Genomic DNA, 19026 nt, shown 5'->3' with positions numbered 1-19026 from the left:
AGACATTCGGGGTCCGGGATGATGGCCCCACAGGACCGGCTGTTCACTGAAGACCTGTACGACCCGAACACCGGCCTTCCCGCATGATCATCGATTCCAGCGCCGTCATCGCCGTCATCAACGGGGAGCCTGAGGTCGCCCACTTCACCCACCCGCTGTACATGAGCCACACCGAACACCCGGGAAACCCCTCAAGCGTGGGGAAAGGGGAGACAGCCCAACAAAACGAAGTTGGACGAGCTTCCAGCCATGGCGTTCCTGGAAGGCGCGCTCGCCGGTGATCAGGCTCACCGTCCGGGCTGAAAATCTTCAGCCCTGCCTGATCAGCTGAAAGCTCATCAGGCAGGACCGTGGCCTCCCCGGATGGGGGCGGCAGAGCACGTGGGAGCGGCGTCGGGGTCGCTCAGAGGCGCAGAGTGGTCGACGCGGTGCCGATTCGCTGGCCTCCCGAGAACAGATGGGTCTTCAGCGTCTTGTTCAGCGCGCCGGCCGCGACGGAGGTCAGCTTGACCCGGATGTTGCGGGCGTGCACGACCGAGCCGTCCACCTTGAGCTTGGCGACCGACAGGTCGAGGTCGAAGACCGGAACGCGGGACTTGGGGTTGTCGTTGACGTTGCCACTGATCTTGCCCTTGGCCAGGTCGATGACGAAGTCGCCGACCTTGAGCCGCTTGCCGTTCTTCACGTTGACGAACGCCAGGTCGCCGCGGTGCCCGACCTTCCCGGCAAGCGGATCGACCGAGGCCCGGCCACCGGTGACCGGGTAGCTGAAGGAGAGCGCCAGGTTGTTGCCGGAGAGGTGAACCCCGGTTTTGCCGGGGGAGGTGGCGTAGACGGCGATCCCGTTCTCAAGAAGGACCTCGCCCAGGCCCCGGACCGTGGTGACCTTGGTCTCGCCGCCCTTGACGGGCGCGGCCGTGGCAGCCGAGGCCGGAGCCTGGAGAGGGAGAACGAGGAAGGCGGCGCAGGCCGCGACCGAGCTCAGCGTACGAAGAAGGCGCATGGTAGGTTTTCCCTTCCTTGACGACATCACCCCCTCTTCTTGGGCCGGGCGCCGCATGGATGCACCTTCACCCCCCATTCGCCGCCGAAGAAATGGATGATGATTGTTCCCGACCACCCCCACCGGACATGTCGCACAGCACTGACGACGACAGGGCCGCGCTGGACGAGGACGCCCTGGCCGACGGCCTGCGCGGCGGAGACGAGCGCTGCCTGGCCGAGGCGTACCGCCGATGGGCCCCGATGGTCTACACGCTCGCGCTGCGCTCGCTGCGGCACGCCGCCGATGCCGAGGACGTCACCCAACAGGTGTTCATCGCCGCGTGGAAGGGCAGAGCCGGCTACAACGCCGAGGCCGGATCCCTGGCCGCCTGGCTCACCGGCATCACCCGTCACAAGGTGGCCGACCGCTGGAGGCTGATTCAGCGGGATCAGAAGATCTCCCACACCGTGGGCTCCGCCGTCGAGGAGCCTCCCGCCCTGGACACGGTGACCGACGGTGTCCTGCTGACCGACGAGCTGAACAAGCTGGGCGAGCCGCGACGTACCATCCTTGAACTGGCCTTTTACCAGCAGCTCACGCACATCGAGATCGCTGCCAAGCTGGATCTGCCACTGGGCACGGTCAAAAGTCACATCAGCCGAGGGCTCGACCGGCTGCGCCGACGTCTGGGGGTGAACGGTGCACCATCTGAATGATGACACGCTCGCGCTGATCGCCCTGGGGGAGGAGAGCGATTCCGCGCACCTGGCCACCTGCCCGGACTGCCGTGAACGTCTCGAGGGGCTCGCTCAGGTCGTTTCCGCCGTCAGGCAGGGACCGCTGGAGCATCCCAGCCCTGATGTATGGGAGGGGATACGCGCGGAGCTTGGCCTTTCTCCCGACCTTTTGCCCGGACCTGCTCAGGCTGCTCCGCTCGTCCAGGCCAAGCCGAAGGCCTCGCCCGGCCTGGGCGGGTCCGCAGGCCCGAGTGCTCCGCCGGACCCGGCCGCTCCTGCCGTAGCGCCCGCGCGGCCCCGCCCGCTCCGTCCTTCCCGCGAAGCGGGCAGCGGGGCGGCGAGGTCGCGTGTCGGCCGCCGCGTCCAACTGCTCGCCGCCGTGGCCGCCGGTCTGGTCATCGGGATCGGCGGTACGTTCCTCTTCCAGGGGCTGGCTCCGAATCGTGACACCGTCGTGGCTCAGACGGTGCTCAGCGCACTGCCGGGCAAGCAGGGGGACGGCGTGGCGGAGCTCAGGACCGGATCGGACGGCGACCGCCTGCAGGTCCGTCTCAGCGGGCTGCCCGCACCCGACGGCTTCTACGAGGTCTGGCTGCTCGACCAGGCCGCGAAGCGGATGATCTCGCTCGGAACGCTGGGCCCCTCGGGAGAGGCCTCATACCTCTTGCCCGCGAACGTCAGGACCACCGACTATCCGGTTGTGGACGTTTCGCGCGAACCGCTCGACGGAGATCCCGGACATTCCTCTGACAGCTTCCTGCGCGGAACCCTGCACGGATAGGGGACGAGCCCGTCGCATCGGCGGCGGGCTCGGCTCGCGTGTCCACGCAGAATCCGGAGCTTGTCGAGGGTCGGACGAGCTTCCAGTCGTGGCGTTCCAGGGCTCGGGGTTCCTGGATGCCCGCAGTCTTCCTGGGCTAAGGCGGTTTCCCCGGTGTGGGTGAGGACCGCCTGCCTGAAGACCGCTTTTGATGAACAAAAGACTATTTGCGTCTTTCCAGTGTAAATTTGGCCGTCTCGGCGATCTCCTTGCTGGAATCCTGTTCAAGGATCTCAAGTATGGAATTCGGCGTATCGGGCCAAACGGCAAGCCACCACCTGACATTGATGGATCGGTCGTGAGCCAGCAGGCGAAGGTCTTCTTCGGGAAGCTCTACGAACTTCAAGAGATTCGCGCGGACCAGTGCAGAAGGGTCGCGTGCCAGAGTGTGACGTTGTTCGGGTGTCGTCCTGGGGTTCTGTGCTGCTCCGGCACGAATCTTAGGGTCCGGATGTGCGACCAGTGTGGCAAGCACATCAGGGAGAGCAGTGTGTGCCGCCAGACCCTCCTTGACCTCACTTGACTGATCCTCCATGAGGAGATGGGCGATTTCAGGCTCAAGGGTGTCGTACTCGGCCATGATTCGGCGGAGTACGCCGTCCGGAGACGCGGCGATTTCCTGTTTCACATTGATGTCGGAGTTGGGGTGGTGGGGAACCGACCAGCGAACAGATTTATGGGAGTCGTTTACGAGCTCGCGAAGGACGTCTGCCGGGCAATTTCTGTTCTCGACGACAGATTGTCGCACCTTCAAGTCGGGATCACGGTAGAGGGTCCGAAGTAGGTTAGCAGAGTCTGGGCCCTCCCATTTCGCGATGGCCCGCCTCACGGCCGGGGACTCGTCTGCCACCAGAAATTCCATTATCTCGTGCGTGGCTTCGGGTGACCGCACTGCGACAACGCGACTCTTTATTCGCTTATCTCTTGCAAGCTCCCACAGCATTTCTATGTCGTCGTAATCCCTGTAATTCGGATACATTTTTACTTCCAAAATCCGATGCCTCGCAGCAAGGAGCGGCCGCCGGCGCATAAACTCCGGCCAGCCGATCGTCGTCGTAGTGGTAGGTCCCCGTCAACGGCGCAGTACTTACCGGGGCACTGGAGACCGAGGTGACGTAAGTACCCGTCCAGGTGAACGACGGTGACCACCTGTGGCAGCCCGGCCCTTCCAAGATGCCGGGGCCGTGATATGTGGCAGGGAGCATGAACGACCGAAGTCAGTAATCCTCCGGTCCTTCGAGTGTGGGCAATCCTAATGCTCTGCCGACTTCGCTGCTGATGGCGGAATAGCTGGCGACACCGAACGTGCCACACGGAATCACCTTACCCTCTGTTGGGCGTCGCATCTCATCTACGTATCTACAGAAAGGGAGATCCAAAAAGCAATGCTGTTTGAGCATGTCGTGCTCTCCGAGGGGGATGTTGGTAAGGGTTTGAAAGTATCCCATGGTCCACGGCCTACGGTTCGTGAAGAGTGGTGGTATTAGGAGTGGCCGTGTATCTATAGTTAGATGATCAATGGTGGCACCAGGGCTTTCGAATGCGTAGATATGAATCAGGCAAGCCGCGTCGGTCAGTGGATGATCTCGTGGCATGGATGGAATGATGACGCGTCCAAAAAAATTCCCACGACTTTTTATGGAAAACGTGAACAGGTCGCCGGAGGCTAGGTGCTTGCGTGAGCTCTTCAGCGTCTCAAAGTGAAGTTTCCCGTCGTTCATCCTTGAATCTTATTGTTCACAGGAGGTGTGGTGCCTTCCTGACCATTGACACGGGGGCGGCCTGTGGTGCCTCAGCCCTGGACTGGGTCGTGCACGGGACGCTTCAGCTACGGCGACCCACCCTGAACGCGCCTTCAAAGACGCTTCAGCGGCGGCGGGTCGTCAGGGCGGCCGGAAAGAAAGCAACTACGGCCCGCACCCCGCACAGCCGGAACACGTGCAGCGGAGGTGGGCGGGTGCTCCGGCCGGCTTAAAAAGAGCCCGCAACCACCACGCCCGAGCAGGCCGGAGGCCTGAAACACCAGACAGTAACTGAGACGGCCGGCCGGAGCATCCGCCCACCGCAGCGAGCACAAAGAGCACCCACCCGCTCGTATGCGAACACGAACAACCACAACGAGGTGATCTCAGCGACTTTTAGTGGCCCGTCTCCGAACGTTGACCGGGTATCACGACCGGGTGACCAGCTCTCTTCAGGTCTGGTTTCCCCAGCAAGGTTGTGTGACGGCCCATTAGATGAGTCTGCCGTGCTCTCACTGGGTGAGGACGAGGACGGTGCGGGTGATGTCGCCGATTTTGCCGGGGCCGGCGGTGATGCGCTGGAGTGTGCGCCGGCGGCCTTTGAGCGAGGATCTCGATTTCTTCGTTGATGGAGCGCTAGGCGGTGGCACGGAAGATCTTGTGGTCGCGGCCGAGTTTGGGGATGTCGGTCTCGCCTCGAAACCCATTTCCGGCCGTCGACGATCTCTCCCGATAAGCCCGGAATTCCACCATTCATTCCTCGGAAATCCCAGCTGTCGGAACCATTTCACTGAGATCATTTCATTGAATAGCTGAAACTTTCAGTGCCGTTGACGGTATTCGACGCCGACCGTATCGTTCGATCATCGCCTATGCGTGTCTTTCATCGCGCGCACTTCCTGACAGGAGAGGCCCATGACAGAACGGCGCGTCCGTCGGCGACGGCGCCTGATCATGTGGCTGGTGGCCGCCTTGTTCGGCGCGTTCACCGTCGTCACACCCGCCAACGCCGCCACCACCTGCACGTTGACGTTCCAAGCCAATTACCGGGGGACCGTCGGCGGGCAGTACAGGTGGCAGGTCGATGCGCGGCTGACCAACACCGGCACGACACCGTCGACCACCTGGGAGGCGGTCATCAACTTTCCCTTCTCAGCGGGCGCGGTCGTTCACCTGTTCTGGAACGTGAATAGGTTCTCGACGACCGTGTGGAGACCGGCGTCGTGGAACGGCGCCATCCTGCCGAACCAGTACGCGAACTTCGGGTTCGAGATCGACATGCCTATGACGACCACCTCGCCGCCTCTTCCCACTTCCAGTCAGTGCACCATCACCTATTGATGAAACGGGCGAGTCCATGGGGCTCGTCCGTTCGTCAGCTTTCAGTTTGTCGCGAGATCAGGAACTTCTCGTATTCTGCGACGACGTCCGCCCGGGCCATGAGGCTCGAAGGCCGCCGGCGCACACTCCAGCGCATCACCGCCGGCCCCGGCGAAATCGGCGACATCGCCCGCGCCGCCCTCGTCCTCACCCAATTCGAGCACGATCATCCAGCCGAAATTCGCTGAGATCAGCTCAATGAGCACCGAGAACAACCACACGGCACACCCGGAAGGCGCCTCAGGCCCCGGAAAATGGAACCACTCCACCAAAATGAAGTCAGACAAGCTTCCAGTCGTGGCGTTCCAGGAAGGCGCGCTCGCCGGTGGCGTACTCGGTGAAGGCCTCCTGGACCGCCTTCAGGTCCGGGACGTGCGTGCGGAACATCCGGTTTCTGACGCTGTCCTTGTACTCAAGCTCGTAGCCCGAGATCTCCGGCGAGCTCTGGATGAAGTGCTCGCCGAAGACGACCAGGGCGGTGAAAGGGTTCTGCGGGGACATGGTCGCGAGCGCGTCGGAGATGAGCTGGAGGTCCGGTGAGACCACGATCATCCCGTCGCCGGTGCGCATCTCCATGGTCGGGTAGACGCCCCGCGGAGACAGGTTGTGCACCAGGCCGCGCTGCGGGTCGTAGCAGACAAGCCCGCACTCGGTGGCCAGGGCGAAGACCTCGGAGGACACCTCGTCGGCCCGCTCGGGGTCCATGCTGACCAGGACGTGGTCGGGGGAGAGCCACTCGGCCCCGGGCAGCCGGTCGGCGAAGGCCGCCAACCCCGGGTGCGTCTCAGCGGCGTCTTCCCCCTCTTCGGGACGGGGACCCGCGTCCTGAGGCTCCCCGGCAGGAGTCGTCTCGGCGTCATGAGGCGTCCCGGCGTCATGGGACTCCCCGATGGGAGCCGCCCCGGCGTTGGGCCGAGGCTCGGTGTTACGCGGGTCCCGGAGGCTCAGGAAGACGTTCTCCGCGCGTTCTCTGGTGATCGGTTTGGGCTCGTACCAGACGGCCAGTTCGAAACTCACGGTTCCATTGTCCTCCGGGTGCCTCTCCATGAAGGAAAGGGCCGGACCGATCGGGTGATCGGCCCGGAGGACACGCTGATGGCCGAGGGCTCACGATACGCGGGAAGGGTCAGCCCCTGTGTGACCCCGGTGGGAATGAGCCTGCTCATTCTCGTACGGATCGTGAAGCTTCAGACGACCACTAAATTTCCTGCCACCCGGACCCTACGGAGCGACTGCATATTTTCCGCATACAAAAAAAGCTGCTCAGGGACAGCCCGTGATCGAGGAGGGGCGTCCGAGGAGTCCGGCCAGATCGTCCGCCTTCGCCCTGTCCCCGATGAGGGTGAAGAGTTCGTGGGACTCGCGCCAGCATTTCAGGGCCTTCTCCCCGTGGCCGGCCGCCACGTGGGCGAGGCCGAGGCTACGGAGCGCGCCCGCCAAATATGTCGTCCAGCTGCGGGTGCGCCACAGCGCCACGGATTCGGTGAGGCGTTCGACGGCTCGCGCGTGGTCGCCGTCGGCGCGGTCGAGGTCGCCCAGGATCCAGAGGGCGTCGGCGAGGTGGTGGGTGAGGTTGTATCGGCGGCTGAGCTCTTCCACGGTCTCGGCGGTGGGCCGGGCCCGCTCGTCGCCGTCGCCGTTGTAGAGCTTCGCCAGCGTGACCAGGGTCATCGTCTCGGAGGCCGGGTCCTTCGCCATCCGGGACATGACAAGCGAGCGGTTGAGACACCGTTCCGCGGGTTCGAACTGGCCGGTCTCGACGTACGCGAGGCCGAGGAACTGCAGGCAGGTCGCCTCGAAGCGCGGGTTGCCCAGCGTTTCGGCCACCTGTAACGCGCTCACCAGGTGCGGGATCGCCGAGGGGACGTCCCGCTGGCCGTTCGTGATGCCGAGGGCGAGGTGGGCGCGCGCCCGGCCGCCGAGGTGGTCGGTCTCCTCGGCGAGGCGCAGTGCCGTCTCCGCCGCCTCCACGGCCGGTTCGACGAATCCCTGTGCGGCCAGGCCCCAGGCGCACATCACGTGGGCGTCCGACAGCCCACGCAGCTCGCCGACCTCGGCGAACATCTCGGCGAGCCGGACGGCGTTGGTGTGCAGCGCGACCATCGCGCCGCCCTCGTGCTCGACGCCGGTCCAGGTGGTCACGTCGAGCAGTCCGCGCAGCATGACGGCCTCGCCGAGCAGGTTTCCCGCCGTACGGCAGGCGAGCATGGCCCGTTCGTTGAGGCGTCGGCACTCTGAGAAGAAGCCGTGGGAGTCGAAGTAGCGTTCGAGGCATCCCGCGAGGTCCCAGGCGAAGTCGTCGAGTGCGAGGGCGCAGGCCTGCTCGACGAGACCGGCGAGCGCGGTCCGTTCGGCGTTGAACCAGGCGAGGGGGTCGCGCAGGAGGGATGTGGCGATCTCCTCGGGCAGTGCCCGGCGCGGTGCGGGGCCGTGGAGTACGGCGTAGCAGGCGCCGTGGACGTGCTCCATCGCCTGTTCGGCCAGCCAGAGCCACGCGCCGAACGCCCGGGTCGTCGCGCGCAGCAGCTCGGCGGGCTCCTCCTCGGCCTCCGCGCGCTCGCGGGCGTACAGCCGGACGAGGTCGTGGAAGCGGTAGCGGGCCTGTCCGGTGGCGTCGATCCCGGAGATGGTGGCGAGCTGCGCGTCCACCAGGAGCTCCAGGTATGTCTGCCCTTCCTGGTCGGGGCGGTCGAGCAGGGTGGCGGGGACCCAGCTCGCGAAGCCGGGCACGTCGAGAAGGCCGAGCAGCCGGAAGGCGCGTCGCGCGTTCTCCGGGAGGCCGACGTAGCTTTGGGCGAGACTCGCCCTGACCGCGTGGTCGCCGACGGTCAGCTGGTCGAGGCGTCCGCGCTCGTCGGCGAGCCGCCCCACGAGCCAGGCGATGCTCTGCCGGGGGCGGGCGGCGAGCCGCGCGCCCGCGACGCGTACGGCGAGCGGGATGCGGTCACACAGCCAGACGAGCTCGGTGGCGGCGGGGAGTTGTGCGGCGACGCGGTCGTGCCCGATCATCCGCGAGAGCAGGTCCACGGCCTCCTGGGTGCTCAGGACGTCCAACTCGACCGGTCGTACGCCTTCCAGGCCGGAGAGCCTCGCGCGGCTCGTGACGATCACGGCGCAGCCGGACACGCCGGGGAGCAGGGGTCTGACCTGCTCCTCGGAGGCCGCGTTGTCGAGGACGATGAGGACCTTCTCGCGGGCGAGGCGGCTGCGGTACAGCGCGGCGCGTGCCTCGACCGACTCGGGGATGCTCGACCCGGGCACCCCCAGCGCGACGAGGAACCGTCCGAGCACGTGGCCGGGGTGCGCCTGCTCCTCCTCGTGCGCGCCCTGCAGGTCGACGTAGAGCTGCCCTCCGGGAAACCTGTCCGCGATCCGGTGCGCCACGTGCAGCGCCAGCGTCGTCTTGCCGATGCCGCCCATTCCGGTGATGACCGAGACGGTCGTCGTGGAGCACTCCTCCAGCCGGGCGACGAGCTCCCTGACCTGCTCGTCGCGTCCCGCGAAGTCGGCGATGTTCATCGGCAGCTCCGCGGGAGGATCGCGCGACTCGGGCGGGCCCTGTCCGGTTTCCGGCTGGTCGTCCTGCGGGTGCTCGGGGGTCGCCCACTCCCCGGCCAGGATCAGCCGGTGGAGGTCGCGGAGCCGTTCCCCGGGCTCGACGCCGAGCTCCTCGTTCAGCAGGCGCCGGGCGTCGGCGTACACCGTGAGCGCCTCGGCGCTCCGGCCGGAGCGGGCGAGCGCCAGGATGAGGTGCGCCCGCAGGCGTTCACGGAGCGGGTGCGCGTTCACGTGGCCGGTGAGTTCGGCGACGAGCTCCGGCTGGAACCTCACCGTGAGGTCGGCCTCGACGCGGTTCTCCAGGGTGGTGAGCCGTAGCTCCTCCAGGCGCGCCGCCTCGCCGGACAGGTCGTCGACGAATCGCAGGTCGGCGTACGCGGGGCCGCGCCACAGCCGCAGGGCCCGGTGGAGGAGGTCGGCGGCCTCGTGGTGGTCGCCGTGCAGGAACGCGTCGCGTCCCTCCACCGCCAGTGACTGGAATCGATGGACGTCCAGCTCGCCGGGGTGCACGACCAGCAGGTAGCCGCCGTGCCGGCGCAGGATCCGGTCGCCGCCCAGGGACTGGCGGACACGGGAGGCGTACAGGCGCAGGTTGCTGGCGGCCGTCTTCGGCGGCTGCTCGCTCCAGAGCGCGTCCACGAGCAGGTCGTCGGGCACGGACCTGTTGGCGTGGTGAAGCAGAACCGCGAGCAGGGCCCTCTGTTTGCGTCCGCCCAGGGGAAGCGCCTGGTGGTCGGCGCGCACTTCGACCGGCCCCAGGACGGAGAAGTCCATACCACTCCCCTGGAAGACTTCGCAGTGGCCAAGTTTGCCCGACCTTTCCACCGCCCGTCAATGATCATTGAGGACCCCCGGGCCCCGAGGGCGCCCGGGTGCCGGGGCGGGATGCGGGCGTCGCGGCCGGGTTACGCCGGCGGCTTGTCGGCGGCGGCGACCCGCGACAGCTCCACGGTGCAGAACGCGCAGCGCTTGGCCTCGACCGGAATGCTGCTCAGGCACTCCGGACAGTCCTTCTCGGTGGCCTTCTTGTTCCTGTCGAAGAAGGCGACCAGCCGGGTCATGGGCATCACGACGAACCAGTAGATGACCGCGGCGATGATCAGGAAACTCAGCAGGTGGTTGATGAAGTCGCCGTACATGAACTTGGAGCCGTTGATCGTGAACACGTACTGCGAGAAGTCCGGCTCCCTGCCACCCGTGATCGCCCCGATCAGCGGCGTGATGAGGTCCTTGACCAGGGCCTGCACCAGTCCGCTGAAGGTGGCTCCGATCACGACCGCCACGGCGAGCTCGACGAGGTTGCCCCTCATCAGGAACTTCTTGAATCCGCCCATCACTCATGTCCTTCACTCGTGAGGACGGTCGCTTTGCCCACCTGGCGGCGGCCAAACTTCCGTCTTTTTCCGGGATTTTCTCCGGTGAGGACAATACCGGCAAGCCTGCGCGCAGCCGTACCGGCTGAATAGGGCAGCGAGGGTGAAAGGTTACTATCAGCGCATTCACGAGCGAGGTGGCCGGATGGACTTTCGTGTGCTGGGCCCTGTCGAGGCGTTCACCGACGAAGGGGGCGCGCTGGACATCGGCCCCTACCAGCAGCGGCTGGTGCTGGCCATGTGCGTCCTCGCCGCCCCGCGGCCGGTCGCCCCGCACCGGCTGATCGACGCGCTCTGGGAGGGCGACCCCCCTCCGGGAGCGCTCAACACCGTGCAGGCGTACGTCTCCAAGCTCCGCCGCGTCTTCGAGCCGGGCAGGACGAGGAACGTTCCCCCGACGGTTCTGGTCAGCAAACCGGGAGGCTACGTATTGGACGTCCCCGGCGGCGCGATCGACCTGGGCAGGGTACGGGAGCGGCTGGCCGAGGGCAGGAGCCTGGGGGCCGGGGGCGACCACGAGGGAGCGGTCGGGCAGTTGCGGCTGGCGTTGGGGGAGTGGAGGGGGGAGCCGCTCGCTGACCTCTCCGACACCTCCTGGGCGGTGGAGGAGAGCTCACACCTGGCGGAGTTGCGGCTCACGATCGAGGAGGATCTGGCCGAGGCGGAACTCGCGCTCGGCCGGGGGGCGGCGCTGACGAGCGGGCTCGCCCACCTGATCGGCGCCCACCCCTTCAGGGAACGGCTGCGTGTGCTCTCCGCCCACGCGCTCTACCAGGCGGGACGGCAGGCCGACGCGCTCGGTGTGCTCGCCGAGGGACGCCGGTTGCTGATGGAGGAGATGGGGCTGGACCCCGATCCCCGGTCGAGGGAGATGGAACGGCGCATCCTCGACCAGGATCCCGAGCTGAGGCCCCGCCTCGTGGCGAGCACGGGCCAGGCGACGAGGGAGAGGGCCACCGGGCTGGTGGGCCGGGACGCCGAGGCCGAGGTGCTGGAGCGGGCGGTCGCCGGTGAGGGGCATCGGGTGGTGCTGCTCGCCGGGGAGCCCGGTATCGGCAAGACCAGCCTGGCCGAGCACGCCGCGGAGGCCGCGCGGGCGCGGGACCACCGGGTGGTGTGGGGGCGCTGCTGGAGCGATGCCGGCGCGCCGCCCTTCTGGCCCTGGACGCAGGCCGTGCTGGACCTGGTCGGCAGGGACGGCGAGCTGGCGCGGCTGGCCGGAGCCGGGCAGGCCGGCGCGGGGCAGGCCGGGCAGTTCGCGTTGTACGAGGCGTTCGCCCGGCTGCTGAACGAGCACGGCCGGGTCCTGGTGGTCCTCGACGACCTCCAGTGGGCGGACACCTCGTCGCTGCGGCTGCTGGAGTTCCTCGCCTCCACCAGGCTCTGTCCCGAGTTGACCGTCGTGGCCACGTACCGCGACACCGACGTACGCCCCGGCGAACCGCTGGATCACGCCCTCGGCGCGCTGCTGCGGCTGCCGCACGTGCGGCGGCTGCTGCTGCGCGGCCTGGCCGAGGAGGAGATCCGCGAGTATCTGGGACGGGCGGGCGCCGACCCGGACCTGGCGGCGGAGATGGACAGGCTGACCGCGGGCAACCCGTTCTTCCTGGGGGAGGTGCTGCAACTCGGGGAGACCCCCGAGGCGCTGTCGGACGTCGTGCGCGGCCGGATGGCCGGTCTGCCGCCCGGCACCGAGGAGGTGCTGACCGTCGCGGCACTGCTCGGCAGGGAGGCGGCGACCGACATCCTGACGCGCGTGGCGGAGCTGCCGGAGGAGCGGATCCTCGACATCGTCGACGCCGCCGTGGGCGCCCGGTTGCTGGTGGAGGGGGACGGGCCGAGCTGCCGGTTCGTTCACGACATCGTCCGCGACGTGCTGCGCGAGGCGCTGCCGCCCCTGCGCCGCAGGAAGCTGCACGCGCGGATCGCGGAGGTGCTGGAGGAGCGCAGCGGGACGCGCCTCACCGAGATCGCCCACCACTACCGCGAGGGCCTGCTGAACTCCCGGATGGCGGGTAGGGCGATCGGCTACACCCGGCGCGCGGCGGCCCAGGCGACCGCGCAGTTCGCCCACGAGGACGCGGTGGAGAACCTGGAGCGGGCGATCGCGATGATCGACCGGCTGCCGGGCCCCGACGACGCGCTCCGCTGCGACCTGCTGCTCGACCTGGCCGAGGCGCAGGCCGCGGCGGGGATGAGCGCCGCGGCCCACGCCTCCCTGGAGGCCGCCGCGGAGATCGCCGAACGGTTCGGCGACGACAACCGGCTGGCCAGGGCGGTCCTGGGGTTCTCCGACCCGATCTCTTCCGCCATGTACGAGGAGATGACCGGCATCGCCCGGCTGGCCGAGCGCATCGACCGGGTCCTCGCCTCCGGCCTGGCCGGGGACTCGCCGTGGCGGGCGCGGCTGCTCGCCGCCGCCGCGCTGACCGGCTCCACCGTACGGCCCGTCGAGCGGAGCACGGAGATGGCGGAGGAGGCGGTGCGGATGGCCCGCCTCACCGGTGACGAACGGACCCTGTCCAGGACGCTGATCGCCCTGCAGATCCTGCTGCGCTCCGGCCACGACCACGGGCGCCGTGAGGCGGTCGCCCGCGAGATCGCGGAGATCGGCCGCCGCGGCGGGGACCTGGTCGTCGAGTGGATCGGCAGGGAGAACGAGTACGTCGAGCTGAACGCGAGCGGGGACAGTGGGGACACGGAGCGGGCCGTGGAGCTGCTCGCCTGGCTGCGGGAGACCGCGGAGCGGCTCAGGCTTCCCTCGATGATCAGCCTGGCCGCCTGGCAGACCGCGGTGCACGCCTACCTGTCCGGACGCTTCGACGACGCGCTCGCCGCGGCCGACGCCTCCGGTGCGGCCCACCCGGAGGGGGCGCTGGGGCGGGACGACGCGTCGTTGCGCCGGGAGATGTTCCGCTTCCTGGCCCTGCGGGCGGCGGACAAGGGCGATGGGCCGGATCGGCCGCACGAGGTGGGTGCGGGGCACGGGCCGGGCGGGGCTCACGAGGTGGGGAAGGGGCGCGACCGGGGCAGGGCGGACGAGGCGCTCGCGCTGGCCGACGCGATGCTCGCCCGGCGCCCCGGCCAGAAGCCCTGGCGCGTCCTGCGCTGCCTGGCCCTGATCGACCTGGGCCGCACGGCCGAGGCGCGCGACGCCTTCGCCGAGCTCTCCCGCGACGGGTTCGCGGAGATAGGTCCCGAGTTGTCCTACCGGTTCGTCCCCGACGCGGTGAGCGAGGTCTGCGCGGCGCTGGGCGACGAGGCGGCGGGGAAGATCCTGTACGGCAGGCTCGCCCCGCACGCGGGCCGTCTGCTGGGCTGGTCCCTGACCGACCTGTGCCTGGCCAGGCTCGCCCTGCTCGGCGGTGACGAGGATCAGGCGAAGGCCCACCTACGGGCGGCCGAGGCGTTCGCCGCCGGGGCGGGGACACGCGTCTACGAGCCCGCGATCCGCGCGCTGGGCGAGAGGCTCCGCTCGCCGTGACGTCTCGCGGTCCGCTCGCCGGGCCGGTACGTTTCGCCCGTGACGAGCGGGTTAGGTGATGAAGGTGCGAGGAGGTTCACGGCCGGGCAGAGATCACCGTCACAGGAATGGGAATGTGCGCATGGCCACGCGAACATGGGGCATATCTCTCCACCGCCGAAAGGCGGTGCGTTGACGTCCTCCCCACCGGCCGAGTCCGCTCATACTTTCGAGAGAAACCGCAGTACGGCGATGCGCCGTGTTCCCTCCCCCGCCTGAAGGCGGGGGTCACCACGCTCAAGAGGGACTGATGATCGAGATCTGGCCGGGTGACCCTTATCCTCTCGGGGCCACTTACGACGGCGCGGGAACCAACTTCGCGCTCTACACCGAGGCCGCCGAACGCGTCGAGCTGTGCCTGTTCGACGAGGAGAACAAGGAGACCAGGGTCACCCTCACCGAGTGTGAGGGCTTCGTCTGGCACGGATATCTGCCGGGCGTCGGCCCGGGACAGCGGTACGGCTACCGGGTGCACGGCCCGTACGACCCGCCGAGAGGGCAGCGGTGCAATCCCGCCAAGCTCCTCCTCGACCCGTACGCCAAGGCGGTCGAGGGGGATGTGAAATGGGACGAGGCGGTGTACGGCTACCGCTTCGGCGAGCCCGACAGCCGCAACGACGCCGACTCGGCCGACTTCGTGCCGCGCTCCATCGTGATCAACCCGTTCTTCGGGTGGGGGCACGACCGGCCGCCGAGCACCCCGTACCACGACACGGTGATCTACGAGGCGCACGTCAAGGGCCTGACGATCAACCACCCGAAGATCCCCGAGCGGATCCGCGGCACGTACGCCGCGATCGGCCACCCGGAGATCATCGATCACCTGACCGCGCTCGGGGTGACGGCGATCGAGCTCATGCCGGTGCACCAGTTCGTCACCGACCACGTTCTCGCGGAGCGGGGCCTGACGAACTACTGGGGCTACAACAGCATCGGGTTCTTCGCGCCGCACAACGCCTATTCGAGCACCGGGCAGCGCGGCGGGCAGGTGCTGGAGTTCAAGGCCATGGTCAAGGCCCTGCACGAGGCGAACATCGAGGTCATCCTCGACGTGGTCTACAACCACACGGCCGAGGGCAACCACCTGGGTCCGACGCTGAGCATGCGCGGCATCGACAACGCCGACTACTACCGCCTGGTCGACAACGACAAGCGGTACTACATGGACACCACGGGCACCGGCAACAGCCTGTTCATGCGCTCCCCGCACGTGCTTCAGATGATCATGGACTCGCTCCGCTACTGGGTGATCGAGATGCACGTGGACGGCTTCAGGTTCGACCTGGCCTCCACGCTCGCGCGTGAGCTGCACGAGGTCGACCGGCTGAGCGCCTTCTTCGACCTGGTCCAGCAGGACCCGGTGCTGTCGCAGGTCAAGCTGATCGCCGAGCCGTGGGACGTCGGGCCCGGCGGCTACCAGGTGGGCAACTTCCCCGCCAGGTGGACCGAGTGGAACGGCATGTACCGCGACACGATCCGCGACCTGTGGCGGGGCGAGCCCGCCGCGCTGCCCGAGTTCGCCTCCCGGCTGACCGGCTCCAGCGACCTCTACCAGGACGACAGCCGCCGCCCCGCCGCTTCCATCAACTTCGTCACCTGCCACGACGGGTTCAGCCTGCAGGACCTCGTCTCCTACAACCACAAGCACAACGAGGCCAACGGCGAGGACAACCGGGACGGCGCCGACGACAACCGCTCCTGGAACTGTGGTGAGGAGGGGCCCGCCTCGCTCGCGATCGAGTCCCTGCGCGAGCAGCAGAAACGCAACTTCCTGACCACGCTGTTCCTGTCCCAGGGTGTTCCGATGATCTCCCACGGTGACGAGTTGGGCCGCACCCAGCGGGGCAACAACAACGTGTACTGCCAGGACAACGAGCTGAGCTGGGTCGACTGGTCCGACATCAGGGAGAACTGGCTGCTGCTCGAGTTCACCCGGCGGCTCGCCAAGCTCCGCGCCGACCACCCGGTGTTCCGCCGGCGCCGGTTCTTCTACGGGCGGCCCGTACGCGGTTCCGAGGAGAACCTCAGCGACATCGCCTGGCTCACTCCGAGAGGGGAGAAGATGACCGACGCGGACTGGAACGTGGGGTACGCCAAGTCGCTCGCCGTCTTCCTGAACGGCGACGCCATCACCGAGCCGGACCGCCGGGGCCGGCAGATCGTCGACGACTCGTTCCTGCTGCTGTTCAACGCCCACCACGACGTCATCAAGTTCACGCTTCCGAAGGACTACGGCGAGATGTGGCTGACGGAGATCGACACGGCGATGCCGATCACGGTCGACACCCGGGTCTGCCGGGCCGGAGAGAGCGTGCCGGTGGTCGGCCGCTCGGTGAGGGTGCTGCGCCGTGTCTGAGCCGACGACCCAGCCGGTCCCCGAGCCCGTCCCTGAGCCCGCTCTGCCGCCGGATCCGCTGCCCGAGCCGGTGCCCGAGCCCGCTCTGCCGCCGGATCCGCTACCTGAGCCGATTCCCGGGCCCGGCCTGCCGCCGGACCCCCTGCCCGATGTCCGGCCCGGTTCGGTGCCGCCGCAGGTCGGCCATGACGAACTCCTCGCGGACGCCGCCCTCGGGACCGGCGGGGACGTGACCGACCCCTTCGAGCTCCCCGAGGAGGCGCCCGCGCCTCCACCGTCGCCCGGCTCGTACGAGGTTCCGGTCTCGACCTACCGCTTCCAGCTCACCCCCGACTTCGGGTTCGACAAGGTGGCCGAGCTCGCGCCGTACCTGCGTGATCTGGGAGTGAGCCACGTCTACCTGTCGCCGATCCTGCAGGCCGTGCCGGAGTCGCGGCACGGCTACGACGTGACCGACCACTCGCGCGTGCGCGAGGAGTTCGGCGGCGTCGAGGGCCTGCGGGAGCTGTCGGCGACCATGGCCCTGCACGGGATCGGCATCGTCGTCGACATCGTGCCCAACCACATGACGATCCCGGTGCCCGAGTCGGGCAACGCGCAGCTGTGGTCGGTGCTCAAGGACGGGCCGGGCTCGCCGTACGCGTCGTGGTTCGACATCGACTGGTCCGTCGAGGACGGTGAAGGTGACGGCGACGGCGGGGTCGGCAAGGTGAACATGCCGGTGCTCGGTGACGAGGGCGAGACGGTGGCCGACGGCGACGTGCTGCGCTACCACGACCACGAGTTCCCGCTGCCCGACACGTACTACCGGCTGGTCGACTGGCGGCGCGGCCCCGGCTACCGCCGGTTCTTCGACGTGTCCTCGCTGATCGGGGTGCGGGTCGAGGACCCCGAGGTGTTCGACGCCACGCACGCCGTCATCCTCTCGCTGGTGGAGGAGGGGGTGATCCAGGGGCTGCGGGTGGACCATCCCGACGGGCTCGCCGAGCCGCGCGGCTACCTGTCGCGGCTGCGCGAGAGGTCGGGTGTGTGGACCGTGGCGGAGAAGATCCTGGTCGGCTCCGAGCGGCTGCCCGCCGACTGGGAGTGCGACGGCACCACCGGCTACGAAACGCTCAACCGGATCACCGGCCTGTTCGTCGACCCGGCGGGCAGGGAGCCGCTGGTCGAGCTGTTCACCCGGCTGACCGGGGTCGGCGGCGACTACGCGGCGGTGGTCCGCGAGTCCAAGGCGGAGGTCCTGAACCTGTTCTTCGGCGCCGAGATCGACCGGCTGCACGCCGTCGTCGGCTCCGACCGTCAAACGCTGGTGGAGTTGCTCGCCGCGATGCCGGTCTACCGGGCCTACGCGGTGCCTGGGGAGCCGGTGCCCGAGGTCTCGGCGAGGATCGTCGAGGAGGCGGGGCGGGTCGCCGCCGGACGGCTGCCGGAGGGCGCCCCGGTGGCGGAGGTCGTCGAGCGGGTCCTGACCGGGCCCGCCGACGCGGTCACCCGCTTCCAGCAGACCTGCGGCCCCGTGATGGCCAAGGGGGTCGAGGACACCGCCCTGTACCGCTGGTACCCCCTGTCCTGCCTGAACGAGGTGGGCGGCGAGCCCGACCGCTTCGGCGGGTCCCTCGAGGAGTTCCACGCGTTCTGCCGGGAGATGTCACCGGGCACGATGACGACGCTCTCCACGCACGACACCAAGCGTTCCGAGGACGTACGGGCCAGGCTCGCCGTGCTGTCGGAGATGCCGGAGGAGTGGGCGGCCGCGGTCGGCGAGTGGTCGTCGAAGGTCTCCTTCGACCCGGCCCTCGACTACCTGGCCTGGCAGAACCTGATGGCCTCCTGGCCGATCGGGCCCGACAGGTTCTTCGACTACCTGTTCAAGGCGGCCCGCGAGGCCAAGACCTCGATCTCCTGGGCCACCCCCGACCCGGCCTACGAGCGCGGCATCCGCGATTTCGTCGGCCGGGCCGTCGAGGAGTGCGGCGCCTCGGTCGCGGAGTTCGCCGCGAGGATCGAGCCGTACGCCAGGTCCAATTCGCTCGGCCAGAAGATCGTCCAGCTCATGCTGCCGGGCGTGCCCGACGTGTACTGGGGCAACGAGATCACCGACTTCTCCCTGGTCGACCCGGACAACCGGCGCCCGGTCGACTTCCAGCTGCGCCGCCGGATGCTCTCGGCGGCCCAGGCCCACGCGAGCCAGGAACACCCGGACGAGCCGCACCCGAGCCCCGCCGCCACGGCCGCCCTCAGCTGGGACGAGGCCAAACTGGCGATCACCGCCCGTGCCCTGGACCTGCGCCGGAGGCTGGACCCCGAGGCGCCGTACGTCCCGATCGAGGCCGGGGAGCACGCGATCGCCTTCGCGAGGGGGGAGCGGGCCGTGACGGTGGCCACCCGGCTGCCCGTCGGCCTGGAGCGGCGCGGCGGGTGGGGGAGCACCACGCTCACCCTGCCGCATGGCACCTGGCGGGACCTGCTGTCGGGTACCGAGTACACCGGCCGGATCCCGCTCGCCCACCTGCTCTCCGTTCACCCTGTCGCGCTTCTGGAAAGGGTCTGAC

The 19026-nt window shown here is 68.3% G+C and carries 13 protein-coding genes; 6 read left to right on the top strand and 7 right to left on the bottom strand.

Annotated elements, in window-relative coordinates:
• Nucleotides 1-403 precede the first annotated feature (403 nt).
• Entirely contained in the window at nt 404-1003 is a 600-nt protein-coding gene (locus ACFY3V_RS14285; RefSeq protein WP_389773300.1) for a hypothetical protein, read from the bottom strand.
• 128 nt (nt 1004-1131) lie between these two features.
• Between ACFY3V_RS14285 and ACFY3V_RS14280 the strand changes: the two genes are divergently transcribed.
• A complete protein-coding gene (locus ACFY3V_RS14280; protein ID WP_389773297.1) occupies nt 1132-1701 on the top strand; it encodes an RNA polymerase sigma factor in 570 nt (189 codons plus the stop codon).
• Entirely contained in the window at nt 1685-2503 is an 819-nt protein-coding gene (locus ACFY3V_RS14275; protein WP_389773295.1) for an anti-sigma factor domain-containing protein, read from the top strand. Before ACFY3V_RS14280 ends, ACFY3V_RS14275 begins: the two co-directional genes overlap by 17 nt.
• 202 nt (nt 2504-2705) lie before the next feature.
• Here the strand turns inward: ACFY3V_RS14275 and ACFY3V_RS14270 are convergent, their stop codons facing one another.
• Both ACFY3V_RS14270 and ACFY3V_RS14265 read right to left on the bottom strand, forming a co-directional pair.
• Nucleotides 2706-3521 carry a hypothetical protein gene (locus ACFY3V_RS14270; protein WP_389773292.1) on the bottom strand — a complete coding sequence of 272 codons (816 nt, stop codon included), beginning with the start codon at nt 3519-3521 and terminating at the stop codon, nt 2706-2708.
• Between the two features lie 238 nt (nt 3522-3759).
• The gene (locus tag ACFY3V_RS14265) at nt 3760-4263 is read right to left on the bottom strand and encodes an Imm26 family immunity protein (protein WP_389773289.1); all 504 of its coding nucleotides are present in this window, start codon (nt 4261-4263) and stop codon (nt 3760-3762) included.
• A 936-nt stretch (nt 4264-5199) separates the two neighbouring features.
• On the opposite strand from ACFY3V_RS14265, the gene ACFY3V_RS14260 reads away from it, so the two are divergent.
• Nucleotides 5200-5625: a cellulose binding domain-containing protein gene (locus tag ACFY3V_RS14260; protein WP_350948515.1), complete on the top strand. Its 426-nt coding sequence runs from the start codon at nt 5200-5202 to the stop codon at nt 5623-5625.
• 41 nt (nt 5626-5666) lie between these two features.
• Here the strand turns inward: ACFY3V_RS14260 and ACFY3V_RS14255 are convergent, their stop codons facing one another.
• The 4 genes from ACFY3V_RS14255 to mscL form a co-directional block, all read right to left on the bottom strand.
• Nucleotides 5667-5951: a hypothetical protein gene (locus ACFY3V_RS14255; protein ID WP_389773286.1), complete on the bottom strand. Its 285-nt coding sequence runs from the start codon at nt 5949-5951 to the stop codon at nt 5667-5669.
• Nucleotides 5944-6681, bottom strand: coding sequence for a hypothetical protein (locus ACFY3V_RS14250; protein ID WP_389773283.1), 738 nt, complete (start codon nt 6679-6681; stop codon nt 5944-5946). The genes ACFY3V_RS14255 and ACFY3V_RS14250 overlap by 8 nt, the downstream gene beginning before the upstream one ends.
• A gap of 246 nt (nt 6682-6927) precedes the next feature.
• Entirely contained in the window at nt 6928-9996 is a 3069-nt protein-coding gene (locus ACFY3V_RS14245) for a BTAD domain-containing putative transcriptional regulator (RefSeq protein WP_389773280.1), read from the bottom strand.
• Nucleotides 9997-10127: 131 nt separating this feature from the next.
• On the bottom strand, nt 10128-10556 hold the full coding sequence (mscL, locus tag ACFY3V_RS14240) for a large conductance mechanosensitive channel protein MscL (RefSeq protein WP_362897477.1): 429 nt from the start codon (nt 10554-10556) through the stop codon (nt 10128-10130).
• 184 nt (nt 10557-10740) lie between these two features.
• Here mscL and ACFY3V_RS14235 point away from each other — a divergent pair, with 184 nt between their 5' ends.
• The 3 genes from ACFY3V_RS14235 to treY all read left to right on the top strand — a co-directional run bounded on the left by ACFY3V_RS14235 (nt 10741) and on the right by treY (nt 19025).
• Nucleotides 10741-14079 carry a BTAD domain-containing putative transcriptional regulator gene (locus ACFY3V_RS14235; RefSeq protein WP_389773275.1) on the top strand — a complete coding sequence of 1113 codons (3339 nt, stop codon included), beginning with the start codon at nt 10741-10743 and terminating at the stop codon, nt 14077-14079.
• Nucleotides 14080-14368: 289 nt separating this feature from the next.
• On the top strand, nt 14369-16474 hold the full coding sequence (glgX, locus tag ACFY3V_RS14230; RefSeq protein WP_350948521.1) for a glycogen debranching protein GlgX: 2106 nt from the start codon (nt 14369-14371) through the stop codon (nt 16472-16474).
• The gene (gene treY, locus ACFY3V_RS14225; protein WP_389773272.1) at nt 16467-19025 is read left to right on the top strand and encodes a malto-oligosyltrehalose synthase; all 2559 of its coding nucleotides are present in this window, start codon (nt 16467-16469) and stop codon (nt 19023-19025) included. The genes glgX and treY overlap by 8 nt, the downstream gene beginning before the upstream one ends.
• Nucleotide 19026 lies beyond the last annotated feature (1 nt).

The organism is Streptosporangium sp. NPDC000095 (assembly GCF_042899335.1).
Lineage (GTDB): Bacteria > Actinomycetota > Actinomycetes > Streptosporangiales > Streptosporangiaceae > Streptosporangium.
Note: the sequence above shows the minus strand (reverse complement) of the source record. Positions and strands in the feature narration are given on the sequence as shown.

Bases quoted from the DNA above. Each gene is read 5' to 3' on its own strand.
- ACFY3V_RS14270 (WP_389773292.1), bottom strand. From the start codon at position 3,521: ATGTATCCGAATTACAGGGATTACGACGACATAGAAATGCTGTGGGAG.
- ACFY3V_RS14260 (WP_350948515.1), top strand. From the start codon at position 5,200: ATGACAGAACGGCGCGTCCGTCGGCGACGGCGCCTGATCATGTGGCTG.
- glgX (WP_350948521.1), top strand. From the start codon at position 14,369: ATGATCGAGATCTGGCCGGGTGACCCTTATCCTCTCGGGGCCACTTAC.
- ACFY3V_RS14265 (WP_389773289.1), bottom strand. From the start codon at position 4,263: ATGAACGACGGGAAACTTCACTTTGAGACGCTGAAGAGCTCACGCAAG.
- ACFY3V_RS14285 (WP_389773300.1), bottom strand. From the start codon at position 1,003: ATGCGCCTTCTTCGTACGCTGAGCTCGGTCGCGGCCTGCGCCGCCTTC.
- ACFY3V_RS14235 (WP_389773275.1), top strand. From the start codon at position 10,741: ATGGACTTTCGTGTGCTGGGCCCTGTCGAGGCGTTCACCGACGAAGGG.
- mscL (WP_362897477.1), bottom strand. From the start codon at position 10,556: ATGGGCGGATTCAAGAAGTTCCTGATGAGGGGCAACCTCGTCGAGCTC.
- ACFY3V_RS14280 (WP_389773297.1), top strand. From the start codon at position 1,132: ATGTCGCACAGCACTGACGACGACAGGGCCGCGCTGGACGAGGACGCC.
- ACFY3V_RS14245 (WP_389773280.1), bottom strand. From the start codon at position 9,996: ATGGACTTCTCCGTCCTGGGGCCGGTCGAAGTGCGCGCCGACCACCAG.